At 60.4% G+C, this 16,306-nt stretch carries 15 protein-coding genes; 7 read left to right on the forward strand and 8 right to left on the reverse strand.

Going from position 1 to position 16,306, the window contains the following annotated elements:
• The first annotated feature begins 93 nt into the window (after nucleotides 1-93).
• Nucleotides 94-1,131, forward strand: a complete 1,038-nt coding sequence (hemH, locus tag LC531_RS02365) for a ferrochelatase (protein WP_223648726.1) — start codon at nucleotides 94-96, stop codon at nucleotides 1,129-1,131.
• 26 nt (nucleotides 1,132-1,157) lie between these two features.
• Here the strand turns inward: hemH and LC531_RS02370 are convergent, their stop codons facing one another.
• On the reverse strand, nucleotides 1,158-1,553 hold the full coding sequence (locus tag LC531_RS02370) for a PRC-barrel domain-containing protein (RefSeq protein ID WP_223648727.1): 396 nt from the start codon (nucleotides 1,551-1,553) through the stop codon (nucleotides 1,158-1,160).
• Nucleotides 1,554-1,572: 19 nt separating this feature from the next.
• Nucleotides 1,573-2,208, reverse strand: a complete 636-nt coding sequence (locus tag LC531_RS02375; RefSeq protein WP_223648728.1) for a hypothetical protein — start codon at nucleotides 2,206-2,208, stop codon at nucleotides 1,573-1,575.
• A 126-nt stretch (nucleotides 2,209-2,334) separates the two neighbouring features.
• Between LC531_RS02375 and LC531_RS02380 the strand changes: the two genes are divergently transcribed.
• Entirely contained in the window at nucleotides 2,335-3,324 is a 990-nt protein-coding gene (locus LC531_RS02380; protein WP_223648729.1) for a DUF2157 domain-containing protein, read from the forward strand.
• Nucleotides 3,321-4,496 carry a hypothetical protein gene (locus LC531_RS02385; RefSeq protein ID WP_223648730.1) on the forward strand — a complete coding sequence of 392 codons (1,176 nt, stop codon included), beginning with the start codon at nucleotides 3,321-3,323 and terminating at the stop codon, nucleotides 4,494-4,496. The genes LC531_RS02380 and LC531_RS02385 overlap by 4 nt, the downstream gene beginning before the upstream one ends.
• A 43-nt stretch (nucleotides 4,497-4,539) precedes the next feature.
• Here the strand turns inward: LC531_RS02385 and LC531_RS02390 are convergent, their stop codons facing one another.
• Complete coding sequence (locus LC531_RS02390; protein ID WP_223648731.1) at nucleotides 4,540-5,520, reverse strand: hypothetical protein; 981 nt, start codon at nucleotides 5,518-5,520, stop codon at nucleotides 4,540-4,542.
• 115 nt (nucleotides 5,521-5,635) lie between these two features.
• Here LC531_RS02390 and uvrA point away from each other — a divergent pair, with 115 nt between their 5' ends.
• From uvrA to LC531_RS02410, 4 genes are all read left to right on the forward strand, one after another.
• Nucleotides 5,636-8,482, forward strand: coding sequence for an excinuclease ABC subunit UvrA (uvrA, locus tag LC531_RS02395; protein ID WP_223648732.1), 2,847 nt, complete (start codon nucleotides 5,636-5,638; stop codon nucleotides 8,480-8,482).
• Nucleotides 8,483-8,526: 44 nt separating this feature from the next.
• A complete protein-coding gene (locus LC531_RS02400; protein WP_223648733.1) occupies nucleotides 8,527-8,748 on the forward strand; it encodes a hypothetical protein in 222 nt (73 codons plus the stop codon).
• Nucleotides 8,749-8,945: 197 nt separating this feature from the next.
• On the forward strand, nucleotides 8,946-9,143 hold the full coding sequence (locus LC531_RS02405) for a PIN domain-containing protein (RefSeq protein ID WP_223648734.1): 198 nt from the start codon (nucleotides 8,946-8,948) through the stop codon (nucleotides 9,141-9,143).
• Between the two features lie 10 nt (nucleotides 9,144-9,153).
• Nucleotides 9,154-9,549, forward strand: coding sequence for a hypothetical protein (locus tag LC531_RS02410; RefSeq protein ID WP_223648735.1), 396 nt, complete (start codon nucleotides 9,154-9,156; stop codon nucleotides 9,547-9,549).
• A gap of 3 nt (nucleotides 9,550-9,552) precedes the next feature.
• Here the strand turns inward: LC531_RS02410 and LC531_RS02415 are convergent, their stop codons facing one another.
• The 5 genes from LC531_RS02415 to LC531_RS02435 form a co-directional block, all read right to left on the reverse strand.
• A complete protein-coding gene (locus LC531_RS02415; RefSeq protein ID WP_223648736.1) occupies nucleotides 9,553-10,689 on the reverse strand; it encodes a PepSY-associated TM helix domain-containing protein in 1,137 nt (378 codons plus the stop codon).
• Between the two features lie 148 nt (nucleotides 10,690-10,837).
• Nucleotides 10,838-13,267 carry a TonB-dependent receptor gene (locus LC531_RS02420; RefSeq protein ID WP_223648737.1) on the reverse strand — a complete coding sequence of 810 codons (2,430 nt, stop codon included), beginning with the start codon at nucleotides 13,265-13,267 and terminating at the stop codon, nucleotides 10,838-10,840.
• Nucleotides 13,268-13,522: 255 nt separating this feature from the next.
• Complete coding sequence (gene trpA, locus LC531_RS02425; RefSeq protein WP_223648738.1) at nucleotides 13,523-14,320, reverse strand: tryptophan synthase subunit alpha; 798 nt, start codon at nucleotides 14,318-14,320, stop codon at nucleotides 13,523-13,525.
• Between the two features lie 106 nt (nucleotides 14,321-14,426).
• Nucleotides 14,427-15,632 carry a tryptophan synthase subunit beta gene (gene trpB, locus LC531_RS02430; protein ID WP_223648739.1) on the reverse strand — a complete coding sequence of 402 codons (1,206 nt, stop codon included), beginning with the start codon at nucleotides 15,630-15,632 and terminating at the stop codon, nucleotides 14,427-14,429.
• A 34-nt stretch (nucleotides 15,633-15,666) separates the two neighbouring features.
• Nucleotides 15,667-16,305 carry a phosphoribosylanthranilate isomerase gene (locus LC531_RS02435; protein ID WP_223648740.1) on the reverse strand — a complete coding sequence of 213 codons (639 nt, stop codon included), beginning with the start codon at nucleotides 16,303-16,305 and terminating at the stop codon, nucleotides 15,667-15,669.
• Nucleotide 16,306: the final 1 nt, after the last annotated feature.

Consider the following 16,306-nt stretch of genomic DNA (forward strand, 5'->3'; position numbering starts at 1 on the left):
TAGTAATCTGTATATGAAACGGGCTGCCAGCCGGCGGCGGCTAGCCTTTCAAAAGCTACCAGCTACCGGCCAACAGCTACCAGCCAAAGAATAATGCCTACCCCCTCCCGCCGCATTGGCCTACTATTGGTGAACCTCGGCACGCCCGACTCGCCCCAAACCAGCGACGTGCGCCGCTACCTTAATGAGTTTCTGACTGACGGCCGCGTGGTAGACATGCCGGCCGCCGTGCGCTACCCCCTCTTTCGGGGGCTGATAGTGCCGCTACGGGCCCCCAAATCGGCCAAAATATACCAGGAGCTGTGGGATGCCGAGCGCGGCTCACCGCTGCTTTTCCACGGCCTCGACCTGAAAGCCGCGGTGCAGCAGGCGCTGGGCGAGGAGTACGTGGTGGCCTTCGGGATGCGCTACCAGAAGCCCAGCATCGAGACGGCGCTGGAAGAGCTGCGCGCTGCGGCCGTGGACCGCATCATCGTCCTACCCCTGTTTCCGCAGTACGCGGCGGCCAGCACGGGCTCGGTCCAGGAGAAGGTGATGGATATTGTAAAAGACTGGTGGATAGTACCCAGCATTAACTTTATCAGCCAGTTTGCTACGGAGCCGGGCTTCATTGCCAGCATTGTGGCGCGGGGCCGGGCCGCGATGGCCGAGCGCTCGTTTGACCACGTAGTACTGAGCTACCACGGCATTCCAGAGCGGCATGTGAAGAAGGGCGACCCCACCAACTACTGCCAGTTTGGGGCGTGCTGCAACTCGCTGACGCCGGCCAACCAATATTGCTACCGAGCGCAGTGTTTTGCCACCTCGCGGCTAGTGGCGGCGGGCCTGGGCCTGCGCGACGACCAGTACACGGTGACGTTTCAGAGCCGCCTGCAAAGCCGCCTGCGTGACCCCTGGCTGAAACCTTACACTGACGAGGTGCTCAAGGAATTTCCGGCCAAAGGCATTAAGAGCGTACTGGCCTTTTCACCGGCTTTTGTGGCCGACTGCCTCGAAACGACTATCGAAGTCGGGATGGAATTCCGCGAATTGTTCGAGGAAAACGGCGGTGAGCATTGGCAGCTGGTGCCCTCGCTCAACTCGGAGCCGCAATGGATAGAAGCTGTGGCCAATATGGTCCGGCGTTCCTAGTGCGTGGTTGTCGTTCAAACCAGAAATCAGGAACCAGTAATCTCCAACGCTTGGCGCATGGCGGCCTCAAACTCGGCGGGCAGAATGAAGTCCAAGAATAGCGGGTAGGCATGCACGGTAGCTTGGCTAAGGGCCGTGACGAACACGCTGCTACCCTCTGTGTCGAGGTTGACGGCAGTCAACGGCAGCAGGATGTGCTGGTCGGCGTGGGGCGCGGGCAGCGGCAGGCCGGGCAAGCCAGCGGCTAGCTCCACGTCGAGGTACAACACGCGCCGGGCGGCGGGGTCAACCAGCAGTTCGTGCACCGTGCCGAGGGGTAGACCGTCGCGGCCGCGCACGACCCAGCCGCGCGGGTCGGGGTCGCCGGGCACCATTTCGAAGGTGGGCAGGTCACGCAGGCGACGTAGCAGGGGAGGGTTCATATACTTGCTAGCGTGGAAGTTAAAGCACGTCGGCAGCGGGGTAACTCATAGTATTGAGCAGGCTGGCCGCATTACGCAGGTATTCTTGGTTCTGCGCTTGCTCGGCGGGCGTAGTATCGCGGCCCGAAAGCTGGGTAGCTTGGCGCACGAGACCGTTGGCTTCGGCATCGAGGTTGGGGTAGGCCTTTTGCTGCACCGCCAGCAGCAGGTTGGCGGCGGCCACTAGGCCGGGGCGCAGGCTCGCCCGCGGGTCGCCATCTTCGAGGCGGGCGGTGGCGCTGGTAAAATTGTCGCGCTGCTCGCGCACGGTAGCATCGTCGCGCAGGTCGGGCCGGTCCACGAGCTGCGTGAGGGCAGGGCTGAGCCGAAGCAGCGCCGCGCGGGCGGGACTAGCGGCGGTAGCGGGCGGCGCGGTAGCAGCCGAGTCGGTCGCCAGGGGTACGGCCCGCACCAACGAGTCGGCGGAGGCGGAGGCACCGGGCGGCAGGCCAGGGGCCGGCGCGGTAGCTGAGGCTGGCACGGGCCGGGCCGGCTCGTCGGCTGGGTCGGGCCGCAGGAAGAAATAAGTCGCCGCGGCCAGCACCAGCAGCGCGAGGGCGACCAGCAGCCAAGGGCTCGGGGCCGACTTTTTGGGTTGAATACGCAGTTCGGCCATTGGAGCAACGGGAGGGGGTAGGCCCTGCTTACGCACGGGGCCGGGCAGCAGTTGGGGCAGACCAATGCAAATTTCGCCCCTAACCCAGCCTATGTTTACGGTTGATTTCACCTGGCTTTCACTCACATGGCGATTCCTACCGCCCGCTTACTAGCCCGGCTCGTGGCCGACGACCTGCTACCCCCCGCCCAGGCCGCTGCCATCGCCGACGATGAACGTACCCGGCCCTTCTCGCTGCACTACGAGCTGCGGGCGCTGCTTTATGTGGGTAGCGTGCTGCTAGTGGGCGGCCTGGGCGTGCTCATCTACGAAAACCGCGATAGTCTGGGGCAGGAAGCTATTACGGCCCTCATCGCCCTGCTGATGGTAGCCAGCTTTACCTACGCGGCGCGGCACCGGCCGGCTTTTACCTGGGGCGAGGCCCCACGCACGCGTATCGCCGCCGACTACCTGCTGCTGCTCGGCTGCCTCTTGTTTTTAGTGCTAGAGGGCTACGTGCAGTACGCCTACGGCGTGTTTGGCACCCGCTACGGGCTGGTGACGCTACTACCAGCCGTGCTGTTTTTTGCCCTGGCCTACCGCTACGACCACCGGGGCGTGCTCAGCATGGCCGTTACGGCGCTGGCCGCCTGGGTAGGGGTAAGCGTGGCCCCGCTGGCGGTATTTCAGAACACCGATTATCTTCAGGCCATCCTCAGCCGGCCGGCGCTGGGGCTGGGCCTGGCGCTGGTGGCCGCCGGGCTGGCCTCGGAGCGCTGGCAGCGCAAGGCGCATTTTGCTTATACGTATTTGCTGCTGGGTAGCAATCTGGCGCTGCTATCGGCCACCAGCCTATTTTTTGAGCGTACGGGGCTGGCAGCTGTTAGCTGCTGGCTGCTGGTACTGGGTATTTGCGCGGGACTGGTCTGGTATGCCCGGCGTACGCAGTCGTATTTATTTTTGCTACTAGCTGTGGGCTACAGCTACGTGGTGGGCACGGTAGGCCTGTATAGGTTGCTGCAAGCCGGGCAGTTGGAGGATTTACTGTTTGGCTTAGGCGCGCTCTACTTTCCGCTCACGCTCGGCGCGCTGGTGCTGTTTTTTGTCAAAATTAAAAAAATCCTGCGTCTCAAATGAGCTGGTACGCCTACCCCCTGGCATGGGCCGAAAACGATGCCCTGCGCCAAGCCGCCCGGCGCTGGCAGCGCCGCGGCCTGCTCACGGCCGCCCAGCAAGTGGCCATCGAGGCGGCCTACCCGATGGGCTACGAGCGCCCAATCCTGTTTTTGCGCGTTGGCCTCTTCATAGCCTCCCTCTTTGGTATTGGCAGCCTGGCCGGGATGGCCGGGACACTAACTGGCTTTGATGTCAGTCCGATTTTATATAGCATATTAATTATAATTGGCTGCCTGGTTGGTCTGGAGCTAGTCATCAAAAATTTTCGCCACTACCGCTCGGGCCTTGATAATGCGCTGCTCTACTGCGCGCTGCTGGCTTGGGGGTTCTTAGTGGCGTATGGGCTGCGCGACGTGCTATCCGACTCGCTCGGCAACCCCGCGCTCTGGCTCTGGCTGCTGCCCGTGCTGCTGGTGCTACTGGCCGCCCTGCTCCGCTACGCCGACCCGATAGTGGCCGCCGCCACGTTCGTAATAGCTTTATCCTTACTAGCTAATGGCCTATTGCAAAGTAGCGCCGGCCGGCTGCTCCTACCCTTTGCCGTGCTGGCAGCCAGCGGCGCGCTGCTGCTGGCGCTGCGGCGGCTGCCGGCGCGGGCTGATTATTTCTACTACCGCTCGGCCGGGCTGGTGCTGCGTACGTTGGGCCTGGCCACGCTTTACCTGGCCGGCAACTACTTGGTAGTGCGCGAGGGCAACGCCGAGCTGCTGGGAGGGGGTAGCCCTTCGGCCGAGATTCCGCTGGCCTTCCTGTTTTGGGCTTTCACGGCGGGTATTCCCTTGCTATATATAATGCTGGGCCTGCGCCGCCACGACCGGCTACTGCTGAGCATGGGCCTGCTGGCGCTGGCGTTTTCGCTCTTCACGTTGCGCACGTACCACTCGCTGCTGCCGCCGGCGGTAGCGTCGGCCATCGGCGGGGCGCTGCTACTGGCCGTGGCCCTGGCGGCGCTGCGCTACCTGCGCACCCCGCGCCACGGCCTCACCGCCGCCGCCGATGAAGACGCGGAACCTCACTTCAAGCTCGAAACCCTCCTCACCGCCCAAACGGCCCACGCGCCCGCCGCGCCCGAAGCCGGCTTCCAGTTCGGCGGCGGCCACTCGGGCGGCGGCGGGGCCGAAGGGCAATTTTAATAAGTATTCGTTAAATAGTACCCCTGCGTTTCCTGCTAATTAATTAGCCAAACGCGAGCGCTGGCTCGACTGCATACTTTAATTTAGGCAGCATATTCAATAAATGCAGCGCATTGGCCACGCAGTCGCGGGCGCTGTAATGCGTATCCAGAAAAATAGTTTTCCCCTGATAGGTCAATTGCTGGGAGCTGCGCTCTTTGCCCGAATAGTGCCAGCTCAGAAGCACCGTTTTTTTGCCGGCTTTATCTGGCAGCGGAATGGTCAGTTTATTTTGGCTGTGCAAAACCAAGTCGGCCGCTTTTATCAGAATATCCTTCCACGTGTTGAGAGCGTGTTCCTGGCCATCGGGCAGGCGCAGCCACTGCGGTTTGCCAAGTTGCTTGGCAGGGTCGGTGAGGTCAACAGCGAGGGGGTAGTATTTTTTAGACAGTATGGGCGCCGAAGTATTGCTGACTTGGCGCGACTGAACCTTGGCGACGGACAGAGCAAAAGCAGCCCCTGGGGCAGAGGCTATGGTAGGAGCCGTCCTGAGGCCGTGCCCGCTATGGGCAGCATCCAACAGCTGAAGCAGTTGCAAGGCTGCTGGAAGCAACTGGTCGGCGCGCAGTTCAATAGTCGAAGTAGGCTCGTAGTGCGAATGGCCGGGCGAGTAGCAGTGCCAGTTCAGCCCATCAGTGATAAAAAACGAAACTGGCTTTAGCGAAAAGGCATAGCCAATTAGCGCGCCTACGTGGCCTAGCTTGTCAAGACTTTCGCCCAATTTCTTTGCCTCTACTACCGACTGGATAGCGCCTGCCGGGCCTTTCAGCACATAATCCAGCGACTGCTTATTTTCGACGGTGCGCTCGGGCTCTACCATGCGCACGTCGGCGGTGTCCCAGCCCAGCGCCCGCAGTACTGGGTCGATGAGCGCAGCGCGAGTGGCCGCTTCGTTTTTGCTTAGGAGCGCATGGTTTTGCTCGGCTTGGTGGCAAACATTGGCCAGCGCGGCGACCAGCGCGGCGAGTGGACTAGGGGCGGGCATGAAAGAGAAGTAAGTAGTCGGTCTGCAATGATAAAGCTAGTTGTGGGCATGTGCCAGGCCCGACCTTTACGCCCCTGCCGAAACCTTCCGCCCCGCTTGTGCGGTTATCCCATTCATGTCCGACAATTCCGCTCTGCAAGTGGCCGCCCCGGCCCACGACGAAATCGACCTCCTCGACCCGCGCCAGTTTATTGTTATTAAAAACGCTAGGGTCCATAATCTGAAAAACCTAAGCGTAGCGCTGCCCCGCAACAAGTTTATCGTGGTCACCGGCCTCTCGGGCTCGGGCAAGTCGAGCCTGGCGTTTGATACCTTGTATGCTGAGGGTCAGCGTATGTACGTGGAAAGCCTGAGCAGCTACGCCCGCCAGTTTCTGGGCCGCATGGACAAGCCCGACGTGGACTACATCCGGGGTATTTCGCCGGCTATCGCCATCGAGCAGAAGGTCAGTATCAAGAACAACCGCTCGACGGTGGGCACCAGCACTGAGATTTACGACTACCTCAAGTTGCTGTTTGCGCGGGTGGGCCGCACGTTTTCGCCCATCAGCGGCGAGCAGGTGCGCAAAGATTCGGTGGCCGATGTGGTCGATTATTTATTCTCCCTACCCCCCGATACGCGGGTGACGATACTGGCCCCGCTGCTGCGCACCGAGCCCGACCGCCCCATGAGCAAGGAGCTGGATTTGCTGCTGCAAAAAGGCTACGGCCGCGTGGTGCTGGCCAGCGGTGAGAATGCGTTTATCGAGGACCTTGTGGGCGAAGGCAAGCCCGAAATAACGGGCGACGTGTTCATCCTCATCGACCGCGCCGCCGTGCAGCCGGATGACGAAGACCTGCAATTCCGCCTCTCCGACTCGGTGCAGACCGCCTTTTTTGAGGGCCACGGCACCTGCCTTGTGAAGCTGGATGACGAGACACGCATGTTCTCCGATAAGTTTGAGCTGGACGGCGAAGTGTTCGAAGAGCCGAGCGTTAACTTCTTCTCTTTCAATAACTCCTACGGCGCCTGCCACACCTGCGAGGGCTTTGGCTCGGTGCTGGGTATTGACGAGGATTTGGTGATTCCCGACAAAAGTATGACGGTGTATGAGGGCGCGATTGCGCCCTGGCGCACCGAAAAGCAGGGCGAGTGGCTGAAGCCGCTGCTGAAGAACGGCATCCGGTTCGACTTCCCCATTCACCGCCCCTACAACGACCTGAACGCCGCCGAGCAGCGCCTGCTGTGGACTGGTAATAAGTATTTTGAGGGCCTGGACGCCTACTTTAAGTGGGTAAGCGAGCAGACCCACAAAATTCAGTACCGCGTGCTGCAAAGCCGATACCGGGGCCGCACCGTGTGCCCCGACTGCCGCGGCACGCGTCTGCGCAAAGACGCGCAGTACGTGAAAATCGACGGCCGCAGCATCACCGATTTGGTGCTCCTACCCATCTCCGAGGCGCTCACGTTCTTCTCCACCCTGAGCCTGAGCGAGCACGATATGGCGGTAGCCGACCGCCTGCTGGCCGAAATCACCAACCGCCTGGGCTACCTGGATAGGGTAGGGCTGGGATACCTGACTCTCAATCGCTTAAGTAACACGCTGAGCGGTGGCGAGAGCCAGCGCATTTCGCTGGCTACGTCGCTGGGCTCGGCGCTGGTGGGCTCGATGTACGTGCTCGATGAGCCCAGCATTGGCTTGCATCCTAAGGATGCCGAGCAGCTGATTGGTGTGCTGCGCTCGCTGCAAGAAATGGGCAATACGGTAGTGGTGGTGGAGCACGAAGAGAAGATGATGGCGGCCGCCGACCAGATTATCGACATCGGCCCTGAGGCCGGCAGCGGCGGCGGTCACCTCATGTTTCAGGGCACTTTCCCGGAGCTGATGCGGGATACCGAAACCTACACCGGTAAGTACCTGAGCGGGCTGCTCGAAGTGGCGGTGCCCACTACCCGCCGACCCTGGCGCAACGCGCTGGAACTGACCGGTGCGCGCGAAAATAACCTCAAGAATGTGACCGTCAAGATTCCGTTGGGCGTGATGACGGTGGTCACCGGCGTATCGGGCTCGGGTAAATCGACGCTCATCCGGCGCATTCTGGCCCCAGCGCTCATGAAGATGCTGGGCGGCGGCGCGGGCGAAACCACCGGTAAGTTTGACCGCCTGCTGGGCGTGAACGGCCAGGTAACGCACGTCGAGTTCGTGGACCAAAATCCCATTGGCAAGTCGTCGCGCTCGAATCCGGTGACGTATGTAAAGGCCTACGACACCATTCGGACGCTATTTTCGGAGCAGCCGCTGGCCAAGGCGCGGGGCTATAAACCGTCGCACTTCTCGTTCAACGTGGAGGGCGGGCGCTGTGAGGTGTGCCAAGGCGAGGGCCAAGTCAAAATCGAGATGCAGTTCATGGCCGACATCTACCTGACCTGCGAGAGCTGCGGCGGCCACAAGTTCAAGCAGGACATTCTGGAAGTCAAATTTCAGGACAAGAACATTTACGAGGTGCTCGACCTGACGGTGGAAGACGCCGTGGAGTTCTTTAAAGGCCAGCCCAAAGTAGCCGAGCGTCTGCGCCCACTATTGGATGTAGGCCTAGGCTACATCCGCCTCGGGCAGTCGGCCAATACGCTCAGCGGCGGCGAGGCTCAGCGCGTGAAGCTGGCCAGTTTCCTCACCAAAGGCGCTACGCTCCAGCAGGATAAGATTCTATTTATCTTCGATGAGCCGAGCACCGGCCTGCACTTCCACGACATTGCCAAACTGCTTTCGGCCCTGAACGCGCTAGTGGAGCAGGGCAATTCGGTGCTCATCATTGAGCACAACGTGGACATCATCAAGTGCGCCGACTGGCTCATCGACCTCGGCCCCGAGGGCGGCATCAACGGCGGGCACTTGCTGTTTGAGGGCACGCCCGAGCAGCTGGTGAAGCTCAAGGATACGAACCACACGGCGCGATTCCTAGCAGATAAGGTGGCGGGATAGCTTTGCAGGCAGCGTCGTAAGTTGATACTCAAAATCAAGCCGCTATGATAGCAGAAGAAAAAAAACAGCAACTGCTGACCGTTATCGCGCAGCTGGAGGACGAAGCGGCTTTCGATAAGATTGAGGCGATGGTGCAGGAAGTGCTGCATCCACAGCGCCAGCGGGGGAAAGCGGGTTTTTTGCGAGGCTCAATCAGTTACCTGACCGCTAATTGGGATGCACCGTTAACTGACTGGAAGCACCAGCATGAGATAAGTTGCTCGTGACTAAAGTTTTGCTGGATACTCACGCGCTTATTTGGTATGCGGATGATTCGCCGCAGCTCCCTGCTGCCACGCGGCAGTTGCTAGATTCGCCAGCTGTAGAGCGTTGTGTAAGTATGTTGACCTCTTGGTAGTTAGCTACTTTGCTGAATCTTAAGCGCCTAGTGTTGCAGCCCGACCTAGCCACTTAGTTTGAGTCAGTGAAAGGTAATAACTTTCAGATTTTGCCCATTCTTGATAAGCACTTGGTTATCTACGCTACTTTGCCGCAGGTAAAAGACCACCGCGACCCGTTCGACCGCCTGCTCATCGCCCAGGCCTTGAGCGAGGACCTAACGCTGATAAGCCGCGACGGTAAGTTTACCGACTACGCGGGCCTGAAGCTGCGCTGGGCGTAACCAATTGATTATGAAGCCAAAATACCTCGCCCTCGGCGCCCTTATTCTACTGCTGGGCTGGTTTGTGTTCGACTCGCTGAGCCAGCCGGGGGTAGGCGACCTGAAAGGCAATTTTCAGGAAGTAGCCTTGTACCGTAACGAGAACAACACCGGCCCCATCGTGCGCGTGTACGCCGTGACGGTGGCCGACACGCTGTGGCAGCAGATGAAGCAATACGGCGACTTTATGCCTTATACTAAATACGGCAATACTAAGGTGTATTTCTTTCGCCAAGGCCAGCCGGCACCAAAAATGGTGCGGCCGGGCGACGTGAATTTCGACCCGGAATTCAACCAAAACTGCCTGGCAAAATACGAGAAAGAGGTAATGGGCAACGTCACGTTTCAGCGCTACCCCCTGCGCTGAGCGCTAAGCCGCGGGCGCCAGTGCCACCCGGCGCTTGGGCGTTTTGTGGCGGCGGCCCCACCATAGCAGCGTGCCCGTGACGGGCAGGCTGGCTGAGAGCAGGCTTATCAAGAAGGCTACGATTTTGCCACCCAGGCCCAGCAGTTGGCCGGTGTGCAGGTCGTAGTTGAGGTCGCCGAGCTTCTTGCCGTTGCTCTTGGCGGCATGGGGTAGGGCGCGTAGCAGTTGGCCCGACACGGGGTGGAAATAGTACTCGTCGCGATGGTAGTAGTGCAGCGCCTTTTGGTAGGTGAGGCAATACACGGGCTGCTTGGCCCCGGCGCTGGGCCCGATGAGCACCATAGCGGCGGTGGGCGAGCGCTGGCGCACCTGCGCGTAGGCCACATCGACCAGCGGCCGGGCCGGGGCCACGGCAGCCGCCAGCGTGTCCACGGTGGGCGGCACTTCTTCGAGGGGGTAGTGACGGCCGGCGTTGGCCACGAGGCTGGCCGCCTGCATCCACGAGCCAAAGCTCATAAACAAACCTGTGAGGGCAATGACAAACGCGCCGGCCGCGATGTAAAACCCCAGTACTTGGTGCAGGTCGTAGTTGAGCCGCCGCCACTTAGCGCCCCATTTTATGGTGATGCGCTGCCGGCGCTCCTGCTTGCGCTTGGGCCACCACAGTACCAGGCCGGTGCCTAGCATCACCAAAAAAATGGTAATGGCGATACCTACTACCCACTCGCCCACGGCGGGCGGCAGCAGCAGGTACATGTGCAGCGCCTGCACGATGGTGAAAAAATCAGTCGCTAAATCCTGCTCGTGTAGCACCCGGCCAGTGTAGGGATTGAGCGACGCCACGTAGTTGCCGCCGGCCTTGGTGGTGAAGTATACCGTGGCCGAGCGGTTGGGCGCGTAGTAGGTCGTCCAGGAGGGGGTAGCGCCGGGGTGGCTGGCCACCACCGCCGCCAGCAGCCGTGAGGGGGGTAGGGGCACCGCGCGGGCCGGTGCGGCCACCAGCCGCCACGGCTGCACGGCATCCCGAATTTCATCCTGAAAGGTGAAAATCGCCCCCGTCAAGCTCACAATAAAGACTATCAGCCCCGAGCTAAGGCCCAGCCACAGGTGCAGGTTGCCGATAGCTTTTTTGAAAGTCATGCGAAGGAGGTTTTTAACAAAATAAGAACGTCATGCTGACGACAGGAAGCAGCTCGCTCGCCTCGTCCGCGCTGTGCAACGACGAGAGCGAGCTGCTTCCTGTCGTCAGCATGACGTTCATTTTAACAGGCTATTACTCAATGAAAAATTAAAATTTAACTGCCACCTGGCCAATAATACTGCGCAGCTTCTGCGGGTTCATCGAGCCGTAGCCAATCCAGTAGTGCTGGTCGGTGAGGTTGTCCATCTTCACCGAGAGGCGATAGCGGGGCTGGTCGAAGAAGGCGCTGGCGTTCAGCACTATGTAGTGGGGTAGGGTAAACTGGCCGTTGTTGGCGTCGTTCACTACCAGGTTGTCGCTGGCGTAGTTGCCCCCCGCGCCCAGGCCCAGGCCCTTGAGGGGGCCGTTGGAGAGGCGATAGCTCAGCCAGAGGTTGGCCAGGGCGGGCGAGCCGGCCGTGCTGGGGCGGCGGCCTTCGGTGGCGGCCACGTCGTTGGTCAGTTCCGCGTGGTTGTAGGCAAAGCCGGCCACCACGTTGAAGCCCAGGAAAGGGTTGGCGATGATGTCCACTTCCACGCCGCGGCTCACCTGCGCGCCGCTCTGCACCTGGGCAAAAAGGGCCGCGCCGCGCGGGTCGGAGTCGGTGCGCAGAATGTTCTGCACCCGAATATCGTACACGCTCAGCGTGGCCGTGAAGCGCCCACCCAGGCGGTCAAACTTCACGCCGGCTTCCACCTGGTTGGCGTGCTCCAGCTTGGCCGTGCGGGGCGCGGTTAGCTTATTGGTCGTAGCGTCGTAGCCGTAGTAGGTGCCCCGGTTAGAAAAGGAATTCTGGTAGTTGGCAAACACCGACAACTGCTCGGGCACCAGCTGGTACACGGCCCCAAACTTAGGCGAAGCCGCCGTTTGGTTGAAGCCGGCGTTGGCGCCGTCCGCGCCTTTGTTGGCAAAGCGGTCGACCCGCACGGCGGCCAGCACGTTGAAGCGGTCAGTTATATTCAGCACATCCGACACGAAGGCGCTGTAGGTATTCGTTTCATTATAAACCGGATAGGTGTAGCCGGGCGCTTGCGTAGCGTACAGCTTGGTCATATTGGCCCCGTTGAACGTGCTGTAGTCGTAGGTCGGTGAGTTGATGGGCACGGTCGCGTACGTGCTGCCGAATAAGAACTGGTCGTTGCGCACGTGCAGGAAATCGAAGCCCAGCACCACGCGATTGCGCATACTGCCCAGCTGAAAATCGCCGTTGAAAAGCTGCTGAATTTGCTGAATGCGGCCGCGGCTATTGCGGCTCGACTGGTCGGACTGTTGGAGTGAATCCTGCCCGATGCCCTTGCCATTGCCCGTGATGCCGATGTAGGGGCCGAAGCCGTCGGAATAGCTTTGGCTCGACGCGAAGTTGGTGGACGAGCGGAAGGCCGGCGAAAGCTGGTAGTTTACTTGCCCAAACAGGTTGGTGGCCCGGCTGGCGGTCCACAGCCCCGAGCCGCTGTAGGTTTTGCGGTAGTCGATGGGTGCCTGGTCGGCTCGGTCGAAGCCCAGCTGACTGATGGCTGAGTTGGGGAAAAAGAAAGTGCGCCCCGTGGTCGTGGCCCACTGAAACTCGCCGTCGAGCGTGATACTTAGCTTGTCGGTGGGCCGCAGGGTGAGGGTAGGGGCCAGCGCATAGGAGCGGCGGAAGCCAATATCCTGGAAGCTTTTTTCGTAGTTGAAAGCCCCATTCACACGGAAGAGTACCGTTTTGGATGCGTTGAACGGGGTATTCAAATCGAGGGTTGCGCGGTTGAAATTGTAGCTGCCGCCCGAGTAGCTCACCTCGCCGCCAAAGTTGTCGTAGGCCTTCTTGGTGACGCGGTTCAGCAAGCCACCATACGAGGTGAGCGAGCTACCGTAGAGCGTGCCCGACGGCCCCTTAATCACCTCCAGCTTCTCCAGGTTAACGGCATCAATCGTCGTAGCCACGTTGCCCGCCAGGCCGTTGCGCAGCTGTGCCTGCGTCACGAAGCCGCGCATGGTGTAGTAGCTGCCGCCGTCGCCAGCGCGGCCCGTCGATTCCCACATCCGCTGAATGCCCGGCACGTTGCGGGTAGCATCGTCGGCCGTGAAAACGAGCTGCTCGGTCAGTAGCTCCTTGGTCACGGTATTGTAGACCTGCGGGTTCTCCACGTTTTTGAGCGGCATTTTGGCTACATCGTCGCTGTTGGTGCGGCTAAATTTGTTGGTGCGGCCGCCGTTCACGATTACTTCCTTCAGCTCGGCGGCGCTTTCCACCAGTGAAAAGTTGGCCGTGGCGGTTTGCCCGGCTACTACCGTCACGCTTTGCTGCGCAGGCTTGAGCCCCAGTGCCGATACTACCAGCGTGTACTGCCCCGGTGCTACCTGCCGAATCTGGAAGCGGCCCTGCTCGTCGGTAATGTCGCCCTGCGGCTGGCCCTGCACACCCACGCTCACCGCCTCCGCGGCCCCACCGGTGCTGTTAGTAATACGGCCTTTGATGCTACCCGTAGCCTGCGCCCAGGCGCTCCCGGAATAGCCAAATAGTAAAGAAAAGAAGAGCAGTAAACGTGCGGCTGCCATATGATTTATTTAGATTTAATCTAAAGAATACACAAAGAAACAACCTGCACGGGCCTTCGACAAAATTTATTTAGAATTAATCCAGATTATATCAGCGTTAGTAGTAGCTAATCAGCCACTAAAAAAACTAGCCAGGTAATCCGCGTACGCACGGATTACCTGGCTAGAACTGCAAAGCAAATAGGTTCGGCCTACGACCAAGATATGGCTACAAAATTCTGTCTACCACTGAATTGTCATGGAATAATAGAGTGCCTAAGCAGGTTCGGGAACTGGCCGGATACCTGCCACAAAGTCCTGAATGGCCTGGCGTTGCCCCTCAGCGGGCGTGTTTTGTAAGAGCCGAATAAAAGCGCTGCCGATAATAGCGCCCGTGGTGTGCCGGCTGGCCGCCGCGAAGCTGGCCGCGTCGCTGATGCCGAAGCCCACAAGGGTAGGGTTGCGCAGGCCCAGCACCTTGGTGCGGCGGAGGTAGGCGTCCACGTCGGCGTTCATGTCGGTTTGCGCGCCCGTGGTGCCGGCGGCGGCCACTAGGTAAATGAAGCCGTCGGCCAACCCGTCGAGCTGGCGCACGCGGGCGGCGCTGGTCTGGGGCGTCACCAGGAATACGTTTTTGAGGCCATATTTAGTGAAGAGCGGCTGGTATTCACGCTCAAATACTTCGAGCGGCAGGTCGGGCAAAATCACGCCATCAACGCCCACTTCCTGGCACTGCTGGCAAAATTTCTCCACTCCAAACTGCACCACCGGGTTGAGGTAGCCCATGAGCAGAATAGGCACCGTAATACCTTGCTGGCGAATATCTTGCAGTTGCTCAAAAAGCGTGGCCACGGTCATGCCATTGTCCAGAGCCTGCTGGTTGCTGCGCTGAATAGTTTCGCCATCGGCCACGGGGTCGGAGTAGGGCATTCCGATTTCCACGAGGTCGGCGCCCGCATCCTGTAAGGATTTTAGAATGGGCACCGTGTCATGGAGCTGCGGGAAGCCGGCCGTGAAATAAACGTTGAGGACGTCGGCTGTTTTGTGCTGGAATAGGGTGGTGAGGCGGTTCATAAGAATTGGGGTAGGGTGCGGAGCTTGCCCCCGCCCGTCGTTGAACAAGAGCAGGGTGAGTCGTTCAACGACGGGCGGGGGCAAGCTCCGCACCCTACAAAAAACGTTAGGAATATTCCTCTAGGTGCTTGGTATAAGTGGCTAGGTCCTTGTCGCCGCGCCCCGAGAGGCACACCACTACTACGTCGTCCTTCGTGGCCCCGATGAGGGGTAGGCAGGCCAGCGCGTGCGCCGTTTCGAGGGCCGGAATGATGCCTTCCAACCGGCTCAGCTGGAACGCGGCATCAAGCGCCGCCTTGTCGGTAATCGATAGAAACTCGGCCCTACCCGTCGCAAACAGCTGCGCGTGTTGCGGCCCGATGCCGGGGTAGTCGAGGCCCGCCGAAATGGAGTAGGGCTCCGTCACCTGGCCGTCCTCGGTCTGCATTAAAATGGTACTGGCCCCGTGCAGAATGCCCGGCTTGCCCAGCGCCGTGGTGGCGGCCGAGTGGCCCGAATTCACGCCCTGGCCGGCGGCCTCGGCGGCAATGAGGCGCACGCCGGGCTCGTCGAGGTAGTGGTAAAACGCGCCCGCCGCGTTGGAGCCGCCGCCCACGCAGGCCAGCACAAAATTGGGGGTAGCGCGGCCGGTTTGCTCCAGGAGCTGGTTAATGGTTTCGGCCGAAATGATGGACTGGAACCGGGCCACCATGTCGGGGTAGGGGTGCGGGCCCACCACCGAGCCGATGATGTAGTGCGTGTCGGTAGGGTTGCTTATCCAGTGGCGCATGGCCTCGTTGGTGGCGTCTTTCAGGGTTTGGCTGCCGCTGGTGGCAGGCACCACCTTGGCCCCCAGCATGCGCATGCGGTCCACGTTGGGCTTCTGGCGCTCAATATCAATGGCACCCATGTACACAATGCACTCCAGGCCCTTGAGGGCGCACACCGTGGCGGTGGCCACGCCGTGCTGGCCGGCCCCGGTTTCGGCCACAATGCGCTTCTTGCCCAGACGCTGCGCCACTAGAATCTGGCCGATGGTGTTGTTGATTTTGTGTGCCCCGGTGTGGCACAAATCCTCCCGCTTGAGGTAGATGGTCGTGCCAATCTCGGCCGACAGCCGCTGGGCCAGAAACAGGGGGGTAGGGCGCCCCGCAAAGTCGCGCAGCAGCTGCTTATACTCCTGCTGAAACTCGGGGTCCTCAATGATACGCAGGTAGTTATCGCGCAGCTCCTCCACATTGGGATAGAGCATTTCGGGTACATAGGCACCGCCGAAGGGGCCGTAGTAGCCGCTGGCATCGACGCGGTAGGGAGAAGGGGCGGTGAGAGTCATAAGTAAGTAACAGTGAGTAGTAAACAGGTAGCAATTAATAGTCGGCGCGCTGCTCGTGTAGGCGGGTCAGCAGCTGGCCGGTAACCTCCACATTCTTGAAGCCGGGCGTGATTTCAAGCAGGCTATTAAAATCGTAGCCCGCCAGCCGGGGGTGGTGAAAGCGCAGCAGCTCGTCGGCGTTGGCCGGCCCCAGGCCACCACTCAGCAGGAAGGGGGTAGGGCCCTGGTAATTGGCCAGCACCCGCCAGTCAAACGTGCGGCCATTGCCGCCGCGCTGCGCGCCTTTAGTGTCAAACAAAAATAAGTCGCACAGCGGCGCGTAGTCGGCTAACGTATTGAAATCGAAGTGCTCATCTACCGAAAATGCCTTGATGATGCGCAAGCCCTGCTCATGCACGGCGCGGCAGTACGCGGGTGTTTCGTGGCCGTGCAGCTGCATGTAGTCGAGGCTGTAGTGCGTGGCCGTGGCCAGCAGCTCGGGCAGCGGCGCATCCACGAAAACGCCCACTTTGGCTACGGCTTCGGGCAGGCTGCGCAGCACTTCCGTCGAGAGCGTAATGGCCACGTAGCGGGGCGATTTATCGTAGAAGATGAACCCCAGAAAATCGGGATTGAAGTCAGCCACGGCCAGAATGTTGGCCGCCTCGCGCATACCGCAGATTTTGACTTTCATA

Source organism: Hymenobacter psoromatis (genome assembly GCF_020012125.1).
In the GTDB taxonomy this organism is placed as follows: domain Bacteria; phylum Bacteroidota; class Bacteroidia; order Cytophagales; family Hymenobacteraceae; genus Hymenobacter; species Hymenobacter psoromatis.